The sequence below is a fragment of the Rhizobium sp. CG4 genome, assembly GCF_023701965.1.
Classification (GTDB): domain Bacteria; phylum Pseudomonadota; class Alphaproteobacteria; order Rhizobiales; family Rhizobiaceae; genus Agrobacterium.
Map to the genome: position 1 here is coordinate 399,896 of NZ_JABAEG010000003.1, position 15,102 is coordinate 414,997.

The following is a 15,102-nucleotide window of genomic DNA, read 5'->3' on the forward strand; positions in this document are numbered from 1 at the left end:
GATGGCTGACGCAGGTTCCCCTTCCAAACCGTCGACCTCCAAGCTGGCACAACTTGCCAGCCTGGTTGAACGTTATGCCGACCCAGATGTTGCCGTTGCACATGGTGGGCGGGTGACGGCTATTGCGGCTGGCCATTACACGGTGTCCGGGTTGTCCCGGCACGTGCGTTTGGGAGAATTTGTCGCCCATCGCAGCGAAACCGGCATTCATCTCGGTGAGGTCGTTCGCGTTGAGTCCGATCTGATCTTTGTGTGCCCCATTGAACCGGGTGAACCGATCGGCATTGACGACACGGTCATCTACAAGGGCGCATTCCGCGTGGCGCCCGAGAACAGCTGGTGCGGCCGTACGATCAATGCTCTGGGCGACCCGATCGATGGATTGGGTCCATTGTCATCAGGCACTGATCGGCGTTCCATTTCCAACACCGCCCCGCCGTCGATGACCCGCAGCCGTGTGGAAAAAGCCTTTAAGACCGGTGTGCGCGCCATCGATATTTTCTCACCGCTGTGTCTTGGTCAGCGCCTTGGCATTTTTGCGGGCTCCGGTGTCGGTAAGTCCACCCTGCTGTCGATGCTGGCGAAAGCCGATGCCTTCGACAAGGTTGTGATTGCACTTGTTGGCGAGCGCGGACGCGAAGTGCGCGAATTCATTGAAGATACACTTGGTGAGAACATGGCCAAGTCGATCGCCGTTGTTGCGACCAGTGACGAAAGCCCGATGTTGCGCAAGATGGCGCCGCTGTCTGCCGTGACCATTGCCGAACATTTCCGCGATCAGGGCGACAACGTGCTGTTGATCATCGACAGCGTGACCCGTTTTGCCCATGCCATCCGTGAAGTCGCAGTTGCCTCGGGTGAATTGCCGGTGGCACGTGGTTATCCCGCATCTGTTTTCACCGAACTTCCGAAATTGCTGGAGCGGGCAGGGCCGGGCGTCGAAGGCACCGGGACCATCACCGCAATCATTTCCATTCTGGTCGATGGTGACAACCATAACGACCCGATTGCCGACTCGACCCGTGGTATTCTTGACGGACATATCGTGCTGGAGCGCAGTCTGGCCGAAGAAGGCCGTTACCCGCCAATCAACCCGCTGGCCTCGATTTCGCGTCTTGCCAAAAAAGCATGGACACCGGACCAGGAAACGCTGGTTTCACGCCTCAAAGCACTGGTGCACCGCTTCGAGGAAACCCGCGATTTGAGATTGATCGGTGGCTATCGACCCGGCACAGACCCTGATCTCGATATGGCGATCAAGCAGGTCCCGATCATTTACGATGTCTTGAAACAGACGCCGTCAGAACCGCCAGCCGCAGATGCCTATGCCGACCTTGCGATTGCCTTGCGCAATGCAATTACCGGCAATGCGCCGCAGCAGGCAAATAATCAAAGACCAAGAGGATAACCATGCTCGACAAGCAACAAGAAGAACGTATCGAGATGGACAAGAAGGTAAAGGCATCCATTACCAGCACCGATCGCATTCTGGCGACCTGTGGTGTGACGCTTGCCGCGGCGGCTGCGTTTTTCCCATGGTACGTTTTTTTCAATGAAGACAAGTTTGGCGTCACGACGCCAAACTTCGACATGACCCGTGACCTTCCTCACACCGGCCCGAAGGAAGTGTTTAGTGTTTCGCCACTGGCCATGGTCAACCGCAACAAGGATGACCGTCCGGATATTCCACCGTTGCCGTTTGATCCACTGACCACCGCGACAGTATCGGATTCCGGTAAGGAACGGCAGAATAACATCGCGGCACGTGAGGAACAACCATTCCCTGGCCACGGCGCCAACTACCGCCTGCTGCATGTGGCCAATGGTCGTGCGCTGATCGAAGACAGTGCTGGCATGTATATGGTCAAGGTTGGTTCTGTCCTGCCCGATAATACCAAGCTGGCAAAGATCGAGCAGCGCGACGGCCGCTGGGTCATCGTGACCTCGAATGGCGAGATCTACGAGAACGAAAGTCACTGATCACAATTCTGGAGACCTATAATCTCCAACGTATACAGGCGCGGCTGACCAGCTGCGCCTGTTGTTTTTTGGCAACCCCAATCGCAAAGGCGTGAGATTTGCCATAACCGCTGTCGCAACGGATTTCCCGTAAGTCTGACGCAAGATTAGCAGCATAGGTTTTGACCATAAAATATGGAGAAATCTATGGAACCGATTCAACTGTTCGAACTGGCATCCCGTCAAGCGGAATGGCTCAGCATTCGTCAGGAGGTCGTGGCGACCAACATCGCCAATGCCAACACTCCTAAATACCAAGGCAAGGACGTCAGTCCTTTCGAAGCAGTCATGCAGTCGACCGGAACCACGATGGGAATGGCCAAGACGCATGCTGCGCACTTCGGCTCAAGTACGCTGAGCGACAATATCGAGGTTCGCAATTCCAAGGTGAACAACGAAATCGGCGTTCAAGAGTCCGGAAACACGATCGCTCTTGCGGAAGAAATGACGAAAACCGGTGAAATCAAGCGCCAGTACGAACTCAACGCCAATCTGGTGAAGACGTTCCATCGCATGATGCTGATGACTGTGAAGAGGTAAAGAACATGGATCCTTTAAGCGCTGCCAGCAAGATCGCAGGAAGCGGTCTGGAAGTTCAGTCCACCCGCCTGCGTATCGTTTCGGAAAACATCGCCAACGCGCGTTCGACCGGCGACACTCCGGGTGCTGACCCTTATCGCCGCAAGACGGTGACATTCGGTACTGAGCTGGACCGCGCTTCGGGCGTTGAACGCGTTACCGTGAAGAAGCTCGGCGAGGATCGTGGCAAGTACATCGAGGAATACGATCCCGGCAGCCCTGCGGCAGACGCCAATGGCATCGTCAAAATGCCAAACGTCAACATCCTCATCGAAATGGCCGATATGCGCGAAGCAAACCGCAGCTATGACGCCAACCTGCAAATGATCAAACAAACGCGTGAACTCGTCAGCGCGACGATTGACCTTCTGAAAGCTTCGCAATGATCGATAAAATTAATCAATTAAGCTCTCTTTCGCTGACGCGTGATCTCGACGGTATTTCTTCCGTCTCGACCGATCTGACCGGTGCAACGCGTGAAAAGACCCCTGGCGAACAGACCAGCATGAGCTTTGCCAGCGTGCTGGGCAACATGTCTGTCGACGCCATGAACAACCTGAAGAAGGCCGAAGTGGCCTCTTTTGAAGGTATTCAGGGCAAAGCCAACACACGTGAAGTCGTCGATGCGGTTTTGAGTGCCGAGCAGTCCCTCCAGACTGCCATTGCGTTGCGTGACAAGATTGTCAGCGCATATCTCGAAGTATCGAAGATGCAGATTTAGCACCATTAAGGACACGTAGACATGAGAGCACTTGCTATCGCCGCGACCGGTATGGATGCGCAGCAGACAAACCTTGAAGTTATCGCGAACAACATCGCCAACATCAACACGACCGGTTACAAGCGCGCCCGCGCCGAGTTTACCGATCTTCTCTACCAGACAGAGCGTGCGCAGGGTGTGGCCAACCGCGCCAACCAGGCTATCGTGCCTGAAGGCGCCAACATTGGTCTCGGTGTACAGACCTCTGCGGTACGTAACATTCACACACAGGGCAACTTCATCGAAACCGGTAACGATCTCGATGTGGCTCTGGTTGGTCGCGGCTGGTTTCAGATTGAAGCTGCTGACGGTTCGACACTGTATTCACGCGCCGGCGCCTTCAACAAGAACGCTGACGGCCAGCTCGTTACCATTGATGGTTACAACGTTATCCCGAACATCATCATTCCGATCGATGCAACGGAAACCGTGATCAGCCGTACCGGTCAGGTGACAGTTCGCCTGGGTAACGCCACCGAATTCACCGAAGTTGGCCAGCTACAGATTGCGAACTTCGTCAATGAAGCCGGCTTGAAGCCGCTCGGCGACAACCTGTTTGCTCAGACACCGGCGTCCGGTGATGCGATCGTCGGCGTGCCGGAAGATCCAGGCTACGGCTACATCAAGCAGAACTACCTCGAAGGTTCCAACGTCGATCCGGTCAAGGAAATCACTGACCTGATCACGGCTCAGCGTGCCTACGAAATGAACTCCAAGGTTATCACCACCGCAGACGAAATGGCCTCGGTGGTCAGTAAGAACCTGAAGTAAAAACGGGAAAGGATGGGCGAACATGAGGTTTAGCCGGAAAAATAGCAGATTTAATAACGGACTTGTCCGGTTATGCATCGCGTCCGTCTTGTCCGTGGTCGCCACATCCTCCGTTGCTCAGGCACCAGTTGCGCTGGTGCCGACGCGCATTATCTATCCCGGTGAGGTGATTTCTGCCGATGCCTTGAAAGAGGTTGAGGTCACCAACCCCAATATTTCGAACGGTTATGCCAGTGAAGTCGGCCAGATCGAAGGCCTGATCTCCAAGCAGACACTGCTTCCAGGCCGCACCATTCCGGTTGCCGCCTTGCGTATCCCCTATGCTGTGACCCGCGGTGCAAGCGTCCGTCTGACCTTTACGATCGGACATATGACGATCTCTGCAGCGGGTACTCCCATGCAGGATGGTGGCGTGGGTGACGTGGTGCGTGTGCGTAACATTGATTCCGGCGTGATCGTCAACGGCACGGTCATGCGGGACGGCTCTATTCAGGTGATGGCGAAATGAAAGCCTTGCAGTCGATTGCGATACTCTTTCTGGCTTTGATGACGCAGGTGCTTGCCACCGTGCCGGCCCATGCCAATACATCGCGCATCAAGGATATCGCGTCCTTGCAGTCGGGTCGTGACAACCAGTTGATTGGTTACGGTCTTGTGGTTGGTCTTCAGGGAACGGGTGACAGCCTGCGTTCCTCGCCGTTCACCGAACAGTCCATGCGCGCCATGTTGCAGAACCTCGGCATCACAACACAAGGTGGCCAGGCAAATGCCAAGAACATTGCTGCCGTCATGGTCACTGCTAACCTGCCACCATTTGCCAGCCCCGGCAGCCGCGTTGACGTAACGGTCAGCTCGCTGGGTGATTCCACGTCGCTGCGCGGCGGCACGCTGATCATGACCTCGCTTTCCGGTGCCGATGGCCAGATTTACGCGGTGGCGCAGGGTGCTGTGATCGTCAACGGCTTTTCGGCGCAAGGTGACGCGGCAACGCTGACGCAGGGTGTAACCACCGCTGCGCGGGTGCCCAATGGCGCAATCATCGAGCGCGAACTGCCATCCAAGTTCAAGGATGGCGTCAATCTCGTTCTGCAGCTGCGCAATCCTGACTTCTCGACCGCCGTGCGTGTGGCCGATGTCGTCAACGCTTTTGCCCGCACCCGTTACGGCGGCACGGTGGCAGAACCGCGCGATTCTCAGGAAATCATCGTGCAGAAGCCGCGTGAGGCTGATCTCACACGGCTGATGGCCGAAATTGAGAACCTGCTGGTCGAAACCGATACGCCTGCAAAGGTCGTGATCAACGAGCGCACCGGCACCATCGTCATCGGCGCGGATGTTCGCATCTCGCCAGTGGCGGTCAGCTACGGCACGCTGACGGTTCAGGTCACCGAAACACCGCAGATCATTCAGCCAGCGCCGTTTTCACGAGGTGAAACCGCTGTCCAGCCCCAGACCGACATCATGGCGATGCAGGAAGGTGGACAGGTGGCCATCATCGAAGGTCCAGATTTGCGCACGCTGGTGTCCGGTCTCAACAATATCGGGCTGAAAGCCGACGGTATCATTGCCATCCTGCAAGGTATCAAATCGGCTGGTGCTCTCCAGGCGGAGCTTGTTCTGCAATGACGATGTTATCTGAAACGCCAAAACGCTCCCTGTTCGAGACCCTTGGCCGCTTTGCCGCCGTCGCCGGTCTTATCCTGCTCGTTCCGGTCGCAAATGCCGAAAGCCAGCAGGCCATCCTGACGGAAATGAGCACGCAGGAAGAAATTCAGAAATTCTGCACGAACATTGCCGATGCAGCCCGTGACCAGCGTTACCTGTTGCAGAAGCAGGAACTGGAAAAGCTGCAGGCGGAAGTCAATGAACGCATCGCCACCCTCGAAAACCGCAAGACGGAATACGAGGACTGGCTGGCGCGCCGTAACCACTTCCTGGCCCAGGCAAAGGCCAATCTGGTCGATATCTACAAAACGATGAAGGCGGATGCCGCTGCTCCTCAGCTTGCCGAAATGCATGTCGAAATCGCGGCCGCCATCATCATGCAATTGCCGGCACGTCAGTCCGGCCTGATTTTAAGTGAAATGGATGCGCAGAAAGCCGCGATTGTCGCGGGGATCATGTCAAGCGCAACCGATCCGAACACCTCGAAGGATCCGTCATGACAATGCGTATTCCGGCCCTGATCTTGCCACTGATTTTGCTCGCGAGCTGCCAGAACAGCCAGACGCTGAAGGAAATTGGCAATGCGCCGGCCATGAGCCCGATTGGCACCGGCCTGCAATTCAGCCAGACGCCGCAGATGGGCATGTATCCCAAGCAGCCGAAGCATATGGCCAGCGGTTACTCCCTTTGGAGCGATTCCCAGGGTGCGTTGTTCAAGGACCTGCGCGCGCTGAACATCGGTGACATTCTCACGGTCAATATCCAGATCAACGACAAGGCTGATTTCGATAACGAAACCGAGCGTAACCGCACCAATGCCAGCGGTCTGAACTGGAAGGCACAGGCAGAAATCCTTGGATGGACGCCGAACGCGGACTCCAGCATCAAATACGGTTCCGATACCGACACCCAGAGCAAGGGCAAGACCAAGCGCTCTGAAAAGCTGACACTGCTCGTCGCTGCCGTGGTTACTGGTATTCTCGAAAACGGTAACCTCATCATCAGCGGTTCGCAAGAAGTCCGCGTGAACCATGAAATCCGTATCCTCAACGTCGCTGGTATCGTGCGGCCGCAGGATGTGGATGCCGATAACATGATCTCGTATGAGCGCATCGCCGAAGCACGTATCTCATACGGTGGCCGTGGCCGTCTGACGGAAGTACAGCAGCCACCGGTCGGTCAGCAGATCGTCGATCTGTTCTCGCCAATCTGATGCAGTCCTAAACCGGCATGGCCTTTGGGCGGTGTCGGTTATTGCTCAAAGCAAATAGAAAGTCCGGAGTAAGACAAGGTCATGGATAACGCACAGACCGGCGAGGAAAAACCCAAGAAGTCGCCTCTTGTCATGACGATAGCAAGCGTTGCGATCCTGACGCTGGTTGGCGCCGGTGGTGGCTGGTTCCTGGGTGGCTTCATCGCGCCGAAAATCGGCAAGGTCGTGGAAGAACATGCTGCGGCCGCGGCCCATGGAGGCGGCAAAGAAGAGACCGGACTTCCAAAGATCGATCCCAAGGTAAACGGTATTCTGCAGCTTGATCCGGTCACGGCAAATCTAGCCTATCCTTCGACCAACTGGATCCGGCTTGAAGTCGCGTTGATGTTCAACGGCGAACCGGACGTGAAAATGGCTGAAGATATCCATCAGGATCTGATGGCGTATCTGCGCACCGTTTCACTCCAGCAGCTCGAAGGGCCGCGTGGCTTTCAATATCTACGGGATGACGTACAGGAACGTGTTGACCTGCGTTCGGAAGGGCGAGTATCGAAGGTTATGTTCCGAACCTTTGTGATCGAATGATTCGATTTTTTTTGACCATTGCTGTCCTCTTGGTTTTGCCGGGCCTTGCTAACGCCCAGCAATTTCCGACTGATTTGCTGAATACGCAGATTGACGGTTCTGTCGCAGCATGGATCATCAGAACATTCGGCCTGTTGACGGTTCTGTCCGTCGCACCGGGCATCCTGATCATGGTCACGAGCTTTCCGCGCTTCGTGATCGCGTTCTCCATCCTGCGTTCCGGCATGGGATTGGCAACAACACCTTCCAACATGATCCTTGTCAGCATGGCGATGTTCATGACGTTCTACGTCATGTCGCCGACCTTTGACCGTGCATGGACAGAAGGCGTGCAGCCATTGCTGCAAAACCAGCTGACCGAACAGGAAGCTGTGGTGAAGATTGCCGAACCCTTCCGCACATTCATGACAGCCAATACGCGCGACAAGGATTTGAAACTGTTCGTGGATATTGCCCGTGAGCGAGGGCAGGAAGTCATGGCCGAAAACCTGATCGATTACCGTGTTCTGGTGCCGGCCTTCATGCTTTCGGAAATCAGACGCGGTTTTGAAATCGGCTTCCTGATTATCGTGCCGTTTCTGGTGATCGATATTATCGTGGCGACGATTACCATGGCCATGGGTATGATGATGTTGCCGCCGACATCGATCTCCCTGCCATTCAAGATATTATTTTTCGTTCTGATTGATGGCTGGAACCTGCTTGTTGGCAGTCTGATACGATCGTTTTCTTGAAAACGTTCCAGAAAAAGCTGTAACAATCTGGTCTGAGTGGAAACACATCTGGATTGAGGCTGCCAAGCGGCGTCGAACAGCATATTTTGATGAAGTCATTACCCGGACAACCAGCAAACGGCGAGTTTGATTGCGATGCAGCCCAAAGACCTTGAAGAGCCAGCCGATACAGCAAAGGTGAGAGGTTCAGGCACGCAGACGGTTTACAGCACGTTGCGCAATGAAATTCTCTCCATGGCCCTGCCACCGGGCAGTCCGCTGGATGAGGTTCGTCTGTCCGAACGTTTTGGAATGTCACGTACACCGGTGCGCGAAGCCTTGTTGCGCCTGGCGGCTGATGGTCTGGTGACCACGCTTCCCAACCGCAACACCATTGTGTCAACGATTGATTTCGCCTCCCTGCCGACTTACTTCGATGCGCTGACCTTGATGTACCGCGTCACCACCCGGCAGGCAGCAAAACATCCCAATGCTGAAGGCATGAAGACCATTCTGGATTACCAGAAACAGTTTGCCGAAGCCGTGGACGCCAGGAATGCCTACGCGATGATCGAGGCAAACCGTGAATTCCACGTGGCAATTGCAGCGCTCGGCGGCAATGCCTATTACACCGCGTTTTTTGCCAGGCTGCTGGATGAAGGCCGCCGGATACTGCGGCTTTATTATTCGACATTTGATGACCGCTTGCCGCGCCAATATGTTGATGAGCACGAAGAAATGATTGCAGCTATTGCCGCCGGTGATGTTGAAAAGGCCGATGAACTGGCGATTGCCCATGCCGCACAGATTGTCCGTCAGATACAGGAATACGTCGCCCGTGATATGAATAACGCGGTCGAAATTCAGGGTATCTGATCTTTCACGAGGGGGAAGATTGCCTCCTGTATCAATTGGCCGTGAGCTCTTGCATCTTTTTGGTTGTGTTGCGTTTTATGCGGCAACTGATTTCTGTTTTACGCATTGTCAGACTGAATAATTTTTAATTCACTTGATAGGGGGCAACCCTGATGCCGACATCACTGAAGCCGCGCACCCTTTCAGGTGCTATTGTCGAAAAAATACGCCAGGGAATTCTGGCAGGGCAATATCCCGCCGGAAGCCAGTTACGGCAGGATGCGCTTGCGGACGCCTATGGCGTAAGCCGAATTCCGGTGCGTGAGGCGCTTTTTCAGCTCGAAGCAGAAGGATTGGTTCGCATTGTGCCACAAAAGGGCGCAGTGGTGTCGGAACTCTCCGTCGCGGAAATCAATGATGTTTTTGAACTGCGGGCGTTGCTGGAACCTAGGCTATTGCTGAGTTCGGCTCCACAATTGGATCAACAGGATTTCATCACTCTCGATAAGATCCACGAAGCTTTCATGACGGCAACTGCCAATGGTGACGTACAACAATATGGCCAGTTGAATGCTCAACTGCATATGGCACTTTACCGTCGCTCCAATTTGCCCAAAAGCCGACAAATCGTCACCTCACTGCTGCAAACAAGTGAGCGCTATACCACCTTGCAACTGTCAAATCCTGAAGCGATGAGCCGCGCCATGCGTGAGCACCGGGACATGATAAACCTTTGTCGCAGCAGGGAATTTGACAAGGCGGCACATTTCTTGCGCGGGCATATCGAGACGGTGCGCGAAGATCTGCTGACGGTGATTGATAGATATGAGACGGCAGCAACACCTGCGCAATAGCTTTTGTAAAGCTCCAAATGACGTGACGTTCTAACATTGTTTTGAGGGGAAAAACCCACCCAACCACTTTGCTCGGCAGATAGAAGGTATGATTTTCGGCTTGTTCGTGGCACTAACACACGGATGAGGAGAACCAGATGATCGTCGGAATCATAGCAAGCATTGTGTTGGCAGGTTTTGCCTTCGTATTCCCGCAGAGAATGAAACTTGTCCTGACGGCCTTGGTAATCGTCTGGGTGGCAAGTGCGGCAATGATTTATTGGGAAACTGTGAAAGCCAGCGAGCGCCTGACGAGGATTGTCGCGACGGCGGCAATCGATCCCACCTGTACCGATCCGAAATTACCACTGCGGATCACGTTCAAGAACGACAATTCTTCCGCCATCCTGAAACTAGGTTATACACTTGAAGGCTTCGAGCCGGCATTCCGTGCCTCAGTCGCCTATGATGGTTATCAGAGCAGCAATGTCAGAATAGCGGCCGGTGAAAGTTACAGTGCATGCCGTGCATTCCGTATGCGCGGCAGCGAAAGCGCATCACCAGCAAGTCTCAACTGGGTTGTGACGGTAAACTCCGCCGAGTTTGAATGACATCATGTTTTCAGGGTAGTTACAGCGCTGGATAAACCATGAAAAAAGCCGCGCTTTTGGCGCGGCTTTCTTTTTGTGAGCGTTGCTCCGTTTATTAACGGAAGAGCTGAAGAATGTTTTCCGAGTTGCTGTTTGCAATCGACAGCGACTGGATGCCGAGCTGCTGCTGTGTCTGCAGAGCCTTCAGGCGGGTAGATTCTTCGTTCATGTCAGCGTCAACCAGACGACCGATACCGCTTTCGATGGACTCGTTGAGCTTGGCAACGAACTCTTCCTGCAAGTCGATACGCATGGAGATCGAACCGAGGTCAGCAGCAGCGCTTGTCATCTGCTTCAGAGCGGTTTCAACCATTGTGAGTGCGTCGGACAGATAGTCGGTAGATGTGTTGGTAACGTCCAGCGTGAAGACAGATGCAGTGCCTGCACCCACTGTGCCAATGTTACCAAGAATACCGGTCGAAGTGACGATGCCACCAACTGTGTTGGTGCCGAACAGAACGTTTGCAGTGCCAGATGTGCTGGAGTCCAGAACGTATTCGGTGTGCTTGACGGTAACATTGTTGTTGCTGTCACGGACGAAGCCGGAAACAACAGACTGCGTGCCGGAGCCAATGACCCAGTTTTCGCCGCTGAAGGAAGCAGCTTCTGCAATCGACTTCAGCTGGTCCTGCAGCTGGTCGATCTCTTCCTGCACCTTCTTGGTGTCGACAGAGTTTTCCTGCGCGGTAACGAGCTTCTTCTTAATTTCCTTAACAACGTCGATGGCGGATTCCATCGCGGTGTAAGCGGTGTCAACCTTGGCGGCGCCCAGACCGAGTGCGTCGGAAACGGCGTCCAGAGCCATGTTGTCAGAACGCATGGTGGTTGCGATCGACCAGTAAGCAGCGTTGTCGGATGCTTCACCAACGCGCAGGCCGGACGAAACGCGGCCCTGGGTTGTTTCCATGTTGGAATTGATGTTGCGAAGGGTCTGCAGCGCAGACATGGCTGCGATGTTTGTCAAAATGCTGGTCATTGGAAGTTGCCCCTTGAATTGGCTGATTTAAGGAAGGGACATTCCGGTATCACCGGTGAACGACAGACAGCGTCATGCTTGCTAACATATTAATAATTATGGTTAACTTGTCGTTTCGTTGACGCTAGAAAACACCAATATGGTTAAAGAAAACCTAACTGCGCGAAAATTTGTTTAAAACGAAAAAAAGCCGCCCCTTGCGGAGCGGCCTTCTTTCAAGAGTTGCAGTACGATCAGCCTTCGTACGCCGCTCTTTTTTTCTATTAACGGAACAGCGACAGAATGTTCTGCGAGTCCGAGTTTGCAATCGACAGCGACTGGATAGCCAGCTGCTGCTGTGTCTGCAGAGCCTTCAGGCGAGTGGACTCTTCGTTCATGTCAGCGTCAACCAGACGGCCGATACCGCTTTCGAGCGAGTCGCTCAGCTTGGAGATGAAGTCTTCCTGGAGATCGATACGCATGGAGATCGAACCGAGTTCAGCACCGGCGCTTGTCATTGCAGTCAGAGCAGTTTCAACAGCGCTCAGAGCCTGATCAAGGTAGCCAGTCGAGGTGTTGGTAACGTCCAGTTCGATAACCGAGATGCCGAGCGAACCGCTGGTTGCGCCGAGAATACCTGCTGTCGTGACCAGAGCGCCGGCAGTGTTGGTGCCGAACAGAACGTTGGCGTCGGTGCCGCTGTCCTTCATGACGTAGTCGGTCTTCTTGACAGTTACGTTGCCGCTGCTGTCACGAACGAAGCCGGAAACAACCGATTCAGTGCGTGCGCCAGCGATCAGGTTCTTTCCGGAGAAGGAAGCAGATTCTGCAATCGACTTCAGCTGATCCTGCAGCTGATCGATTTCTTCCTGAACCTTCTTGCCGTCAACGGAACCTTCCTGGGCCGTAACGATCTTCTTCTTGATTTCCTTAACGACTTCGATAGCGGATTCCATACCGGAGTAAGCGGTATCAACCTTGGCGGCGCCAAGACCGATAGCATCCTCAACGGCAGAAAGAGCACCGTTGTCAGAACGCATGGTTGTTGCGATCGACCAGTAAGCGGCGTTGTCGGAAGCCTGTGAGACGCGCTGACCCGTAGAAATGTTGTTCTGCGTGTTCTCGAGGTTGCTGTTGATAGAGCGCAGAGTCTGCAGTGCGGACATTGCGGAAACGTTAGTCAGAATGCTTGCCATAGTAGAATTGTCCCTTTGATACGAAATACTAGTTGGGGGACATACCGGACTTAAATATTCACCGGTTCACAGCAGTTATACATCATGCTACTCGGTCTTTCTATTTACTCAGAAGAACCAAACCTGCTGTGTGTGGAAGTAATTTGGCAGTCAAAACTTGCTGAGTTATTAAAATTTGAGCTAAATGCCGGTCACTCAATCTTTATGGTTATCAAAGCGTAAACAGTTAATCACACCCGCCACAGGCAAGCTTCATGGTGGAAACTGGAAGGAATCGCCCGTCTATTTACGAAGCATCGCTTCATCGGAGTCCTGAACGTGAATATCAATTCAAGTTTTCTCACTGCAAACCAAGAATACCAGAAAGGCAACTATATCGGCGCCTTGCATGTTCTGAACGGATTGCTGGACACCAGACAGGACACCAGAACCTACGCGCTGCTGGGACGGACATTCCTGAAGCTTGATATGAAGGAAGAGGCTGCCTCTGCTTTCGCGCTTGCTGGCAATGCTGGCGGTACCGACGCCGAAAGGCATCTACACAATGCCATGATGCTGCATTACGAATGCGGCAACGAGGATGAAGCGCTCGTTATCGCCAAGAAATTCCTTCACAAGGCTCACAAGGATGCCGACGTGGCGTTTGTCATGGCGTCCATCTTTATCAAGCGCGGCCAAAAGGACATTCTGGGCGCCTTGAGAAAGCCTCTGATCGAAAGCGCAAAACCAAATCATCTTGCCGTTGCGCTGCATCTGCTGGCCGACGCGCCTCACGATGAAGATAACTTCAAAACCATCCGCCGCACGCTGAAACTCTTCCCGGACAATCAGGGTGTGCGCCTGCTGCATCTCATTCACTCGCGTGAGTTCTGCGAATTCGAATCCATGCGCAAGCATCAGCCAATTCTGGACGCCGAAGTTGCCGGTGGTAACCTCGATATCATCCGTGCGGGCAGCCCGTTCTATAGCCTTATGTGGTGTGGCGATGAAAAGCTGAACCAGATTGCAGCCATGGCAACCCGCGCTTACGAGCCGGGTACACCAGAGCGCCGTCGTGCGCGGCCACACGACTGGTCGAATGAAAAGATCCGCGTTGGTTACCTGTCCTACGACCTGTGGGATGCACACGCGACAATGAAGCTGTTGGGCAATGTTCTCGAGCGTCACGACCGTGACCGTTTCGAAATCACCCTGTTCTGCTACACACCGGAAGAACACCTCGGCTTCAACAAGTTCGACCGCAGCCTGTGGGGCAATGTGGTTCGTATCGTTGATATGACGGATGAAGAAGCAGCAAACACCATTCGCGCGCATAACATTGATATCCTCGTTGACCTCAAGGGCCACACCAAGGGTAACCGTACCCAGATCATGAATCACGAGACTGCCCCGGTTCATGTGTCCTGGCTCGGCTTTCCTGGTACATCGATCAATCTGGATATCGACTACATCATCGGTGACAGGTTTGTGCTTCCGGAATATTCCAAGCCTTACTTCTACGAAAAATTCTGCCGTCTGCCCGAAACCTATCAGCCGAACGATCCAGTTCATCGCCCTGCGCCGCGTGGCGCAACGCGCAAGGACTTCGGTCTGCCGGAAGATGCCTTCATTTTCGCGTCGTTCAACGCTAACCGCAAGATCACCGCAGAATATATCGAAATCTGGGGTACGATCCTAGAGCGCTGCAAAAACAGCCTGCTCTGGATCATGGTGGACAATGAACGTGCACGCACCAACATCCTCAAGGAAATGGACAGCCGTGGCATCAGTGCCAAGCGCGTGCTGTTCTCTCCAAAGGTAAGCTACGAAGAGCACCTTGACCGTCTGAACCTCGCGGATGTCGGTCTCGATACATTCCCGGTTAACGGTCACACCACAACCTCGGAACAGCTTTGGGCTGGCCTGCCGGTTCTGACACGTGTCGGCACCAACTTTGCCTCGCGCGTCAGTGAAAGCCTGCTGCATGCAATTGGCCTTCCGGAACTGGTTGCGCAGGACGATGCCGAATATCTGGAAAAGGCAATTGCTCTCTACGAAAACCGCGAGAAGGCTGCTGAGTACAAACAGCGCCTCACGGACAACCGTTTTGTAGCACCGTTGTTCGATGCCGAGCGTTTCTGCCAGCATCTGGAACGCGCTTACGAAATGATGGTCGAAGAAGCCAAGGCAGGTCGTGCACCTGAGCACTTTGACGTACCGGCATTCCCGGCACGCGAAGGCAACTTCGCGCCACCAGCCAAGATCTGACAGGATCAGAGACAGAAAACAAAAACTGCCGGGTTTTCCTGGCAGTTTTTTTATGTCCAGA

The 15,102-nt window shown here is 54.1% G+C and carries 18 protein-coding genes; 16 read left to right on the forward strand and 2 right to left on the reverse strand.

Annotation, left to right across the window (positions count from 1 at the left end; translation table 11 throughout):
* Nucleotide 1 precedes the first annotated feature (1 nt).
* The 15 genes from fliI to HGO37_RS12215 all read left to right on the forward strand — a co-directional run bounded on the left by fliI (nt 2) and on the right by HGO37_RS12215 (nt 10,604).
* The gene (fliI, locus tag HGO37_RS12145) at nt 2–1,408 is read left to right on the forward strand and encodes a flagellar protein export ATPase FliI (RefSeq protein WP_250983705.1); all 1,407 of its coding nucleotides are present in this window, start codon (nt 2–4) and stop codon (nt 1,406–1,408) included.
* Between the two features lie 2 nt (nt 1,409–1,410).
* Complete coding sequence (locus HGO37_RS12150) at nt 1,411–1,980, forward strand: hypothetical protein (RefSeq protein ID WP_502941413.1); 570 nt, start codon at nt 1,411–1,413, stop codon at nt 1,978–1,980.
* Nucleotides 1,981–2,166: 186 nt separating this feature from the next.
* On the forward strand, nt 2,167–2,559 hold the full coding sequence (gene flgB / locus HGO37_RS12155; RefSeq protein WP_250983518.1) for a flagellar basal body rod protein FlgB: 393 nt from the start codon (nt 2,167–2,169) through the stop codon (nt 2,557–2,559).
* A 5-nt stretch (nt 2,560–2,564) separates the two neighbouring features.
* A complete protein-coding gene (gene flgC, locus HGO37_RS12160; RefSeq protein ID WP_192486925.1) occupies nt 2,565–2,984 on the forward strand; it encodes a flagellar basal body rod protein FlgC in 420 nt (139 codons plus the stop codon).
* Complete coding sequence (fliE, locus tag HGO37_RS12165; RefSeq protein WP_192486926.1) at nt 2,981–3,319, forward strand: flagellar hook-basal body complex protein FliE; 339 nt, start codon at nt 2,981–2,983, stop codon at nt 3,317–3,319. Before flgC ends, fliE begins: the two co-directional genes overlap by 4 nt.
* 21 nt (nt 3,320–3,340) lie before the next feature.
* Nucleotides 3,341–4,129 (forward strand): flagellar basal-body rod protein FlgG, encoded by a 789-nt coding sequence (gene flgG, locus HGO37_RS12170; RefSeq protein WP_192486927.1) that lies wholly within the window; start codon nt 3,341–3,343, stop codon nt 4,127–4,129.
* A 22-nt stretch (nt 4,130–4,151) separates the two neighbouring features.
* On the forward strand, nt 4,152–4,637 hold the full coding sequence (gene flgA, locus HGO37_RS12175) for a flagellar basal body P-ring formation chaperone FlgA (protein WP_192486928.1): 486 nt from the start codon (nt 4,152–4,154) through the stop codon (nt 4,635–4,637).
* Nucleotides 4,638–4,675: 38 nt separating this feature from the next.
* Entirely contained in the window at nt 4,676–5,755 is a 1,080-nt protein-coding gene (locus tag HGO37_RS12180; protein WP_246787675.1) for a flagellar basal body P-ring protein FlgI, read from the forward strand.
* 2 nt (nt 5,756–5,757) lie between these two features.
* A complete protein-coding gene (locus HGO37_RS12185; RefSeq protein ID WP_250983707.1) occupies nt 5,758–6,294 on the forward strand; it encodes a MotE family protein in 537 nt (178 codons plus the stop codon).
* Nucleotides 6,291–7,007 carry a flagellar basal body L-ring protein FlgH gene (gene flgH, locus HGO37_RS12190; RefSeq protein WP_192486931.1) on the forward strand — a complete coding sequence of 239 codons (717 nt, stop codon included), beginning with the start codon at nt 6,291–6,293 and terminating at the stop codon, nt 7,005–7,007. The genes HGO37_RS12185 and flgH overlap by 4 nt, the downstream gene beginning before the upstream one ends.
* A gap of 81 nt (nt 7,008–7,088) precedes the next feature.
* Nucleotides 7,089–7,592, forward strand: a complete 504-nt coding sequence (locus HGO37_RS12195) for a flagellar basal body-associated FliL family protein (RefSeq protein ID WP_250983519.1) — start codon at nt 7,089–7,091, stop codon at nt 7,590–7,592.
* Complete coding sequence (gene fliP, locus HGO37_RS12200) at nt 7,589–8,326, forward strand: flagellar type III secretion system pore protein FliP (RefSeq protein ID WP_250983520.1); 738 nt, start codon at nt 7,589–7,591, stop codon at nt 8,324–8,326. Before HGO37_RS12195 ends, fliP begins: the two co-directional genes overlap by 4 nt.
* A 135-nt stretch (nt 8,327–8,461) precedes the next feature.
* Nucleotides 8,462–9,181: a GntR family transcriptional regulator gene (locus HGO37_RS12205; RefSeq protein ID WP_250983521.1), complete on the forward strand. Its 720-nt coding sequence runs from the start codon at nt 8,462–8,464 to the stop codon at nt 9,179–9,181.
* A 152-nt stretch (nt 9,182–9,333) separates the two neighbouring features.
* Entirely contained in the window at nt 9,334–10,014 is a 681-nt protein-coding gene (locus HGO37_RS12210) for a GntR family transcriptional regulator (RefSeq protein WP_250983522.1), read from the forward strand.
* Between the two features lie 137 nt (nt 10,015–10,151).
* Nucleotides 10,152–10,604 (forward strand): hypothetical protein, encoded by a 453-nt coding sequence (locus HGO37_RS12215; protein WP_250983523.1) that lies wholly within the window; start codon nt 10,152–10,154, stop codon nt 10,602–10,604.
* 94 nt (nt 10,605–10,698) lie between these two features.
* Here HGO37_RS12215 and HGO37_RS12220 read toward each other — a convergent pair whose 3' ends face one another.
* Entirely contained in the window at nt 10,699–11,619 is a 921-nt protein-coding gene (locus HGO37_RS12220) for a flagellin N-terminal helical domain-containing protein (protein ID WP_250983524.1), read from the reverse strand.
* Nucleotides 11,620–11,882: 263 nt separating this feature from the next.
* Nucleotides 11,883–12,794 (reverse strand): flagellin N-terminal helical domain-containing protein, encoded by a 912-nt coding sequence (locus HGO37_RS12225; RefSeq protein ID WP_192486938.1) that lies wholly within the window; start codon nt 12,792–12,794, stop codon nt 11,883–11,885.
* 318 nt (nt 12,795–13,112) lie between these two features.
* Here HGO37_RS12225 and HGO37_RS12230 point away from each other — a divergent pair, with 318 nt between their 5' ends.
* Entirely contained in the window at nt 13,113–15,041 is a 1,929-nt protein-coding gene (locus HGO37_RS12230; protein WP_250983525.1) for an O-linked N-acetylglucosamine transferase, SPINDLY family protein, read from the forward strand.
* The last annotated feature ends 61 nt before the right edge of the window (nt 15,042–15,102 follow it).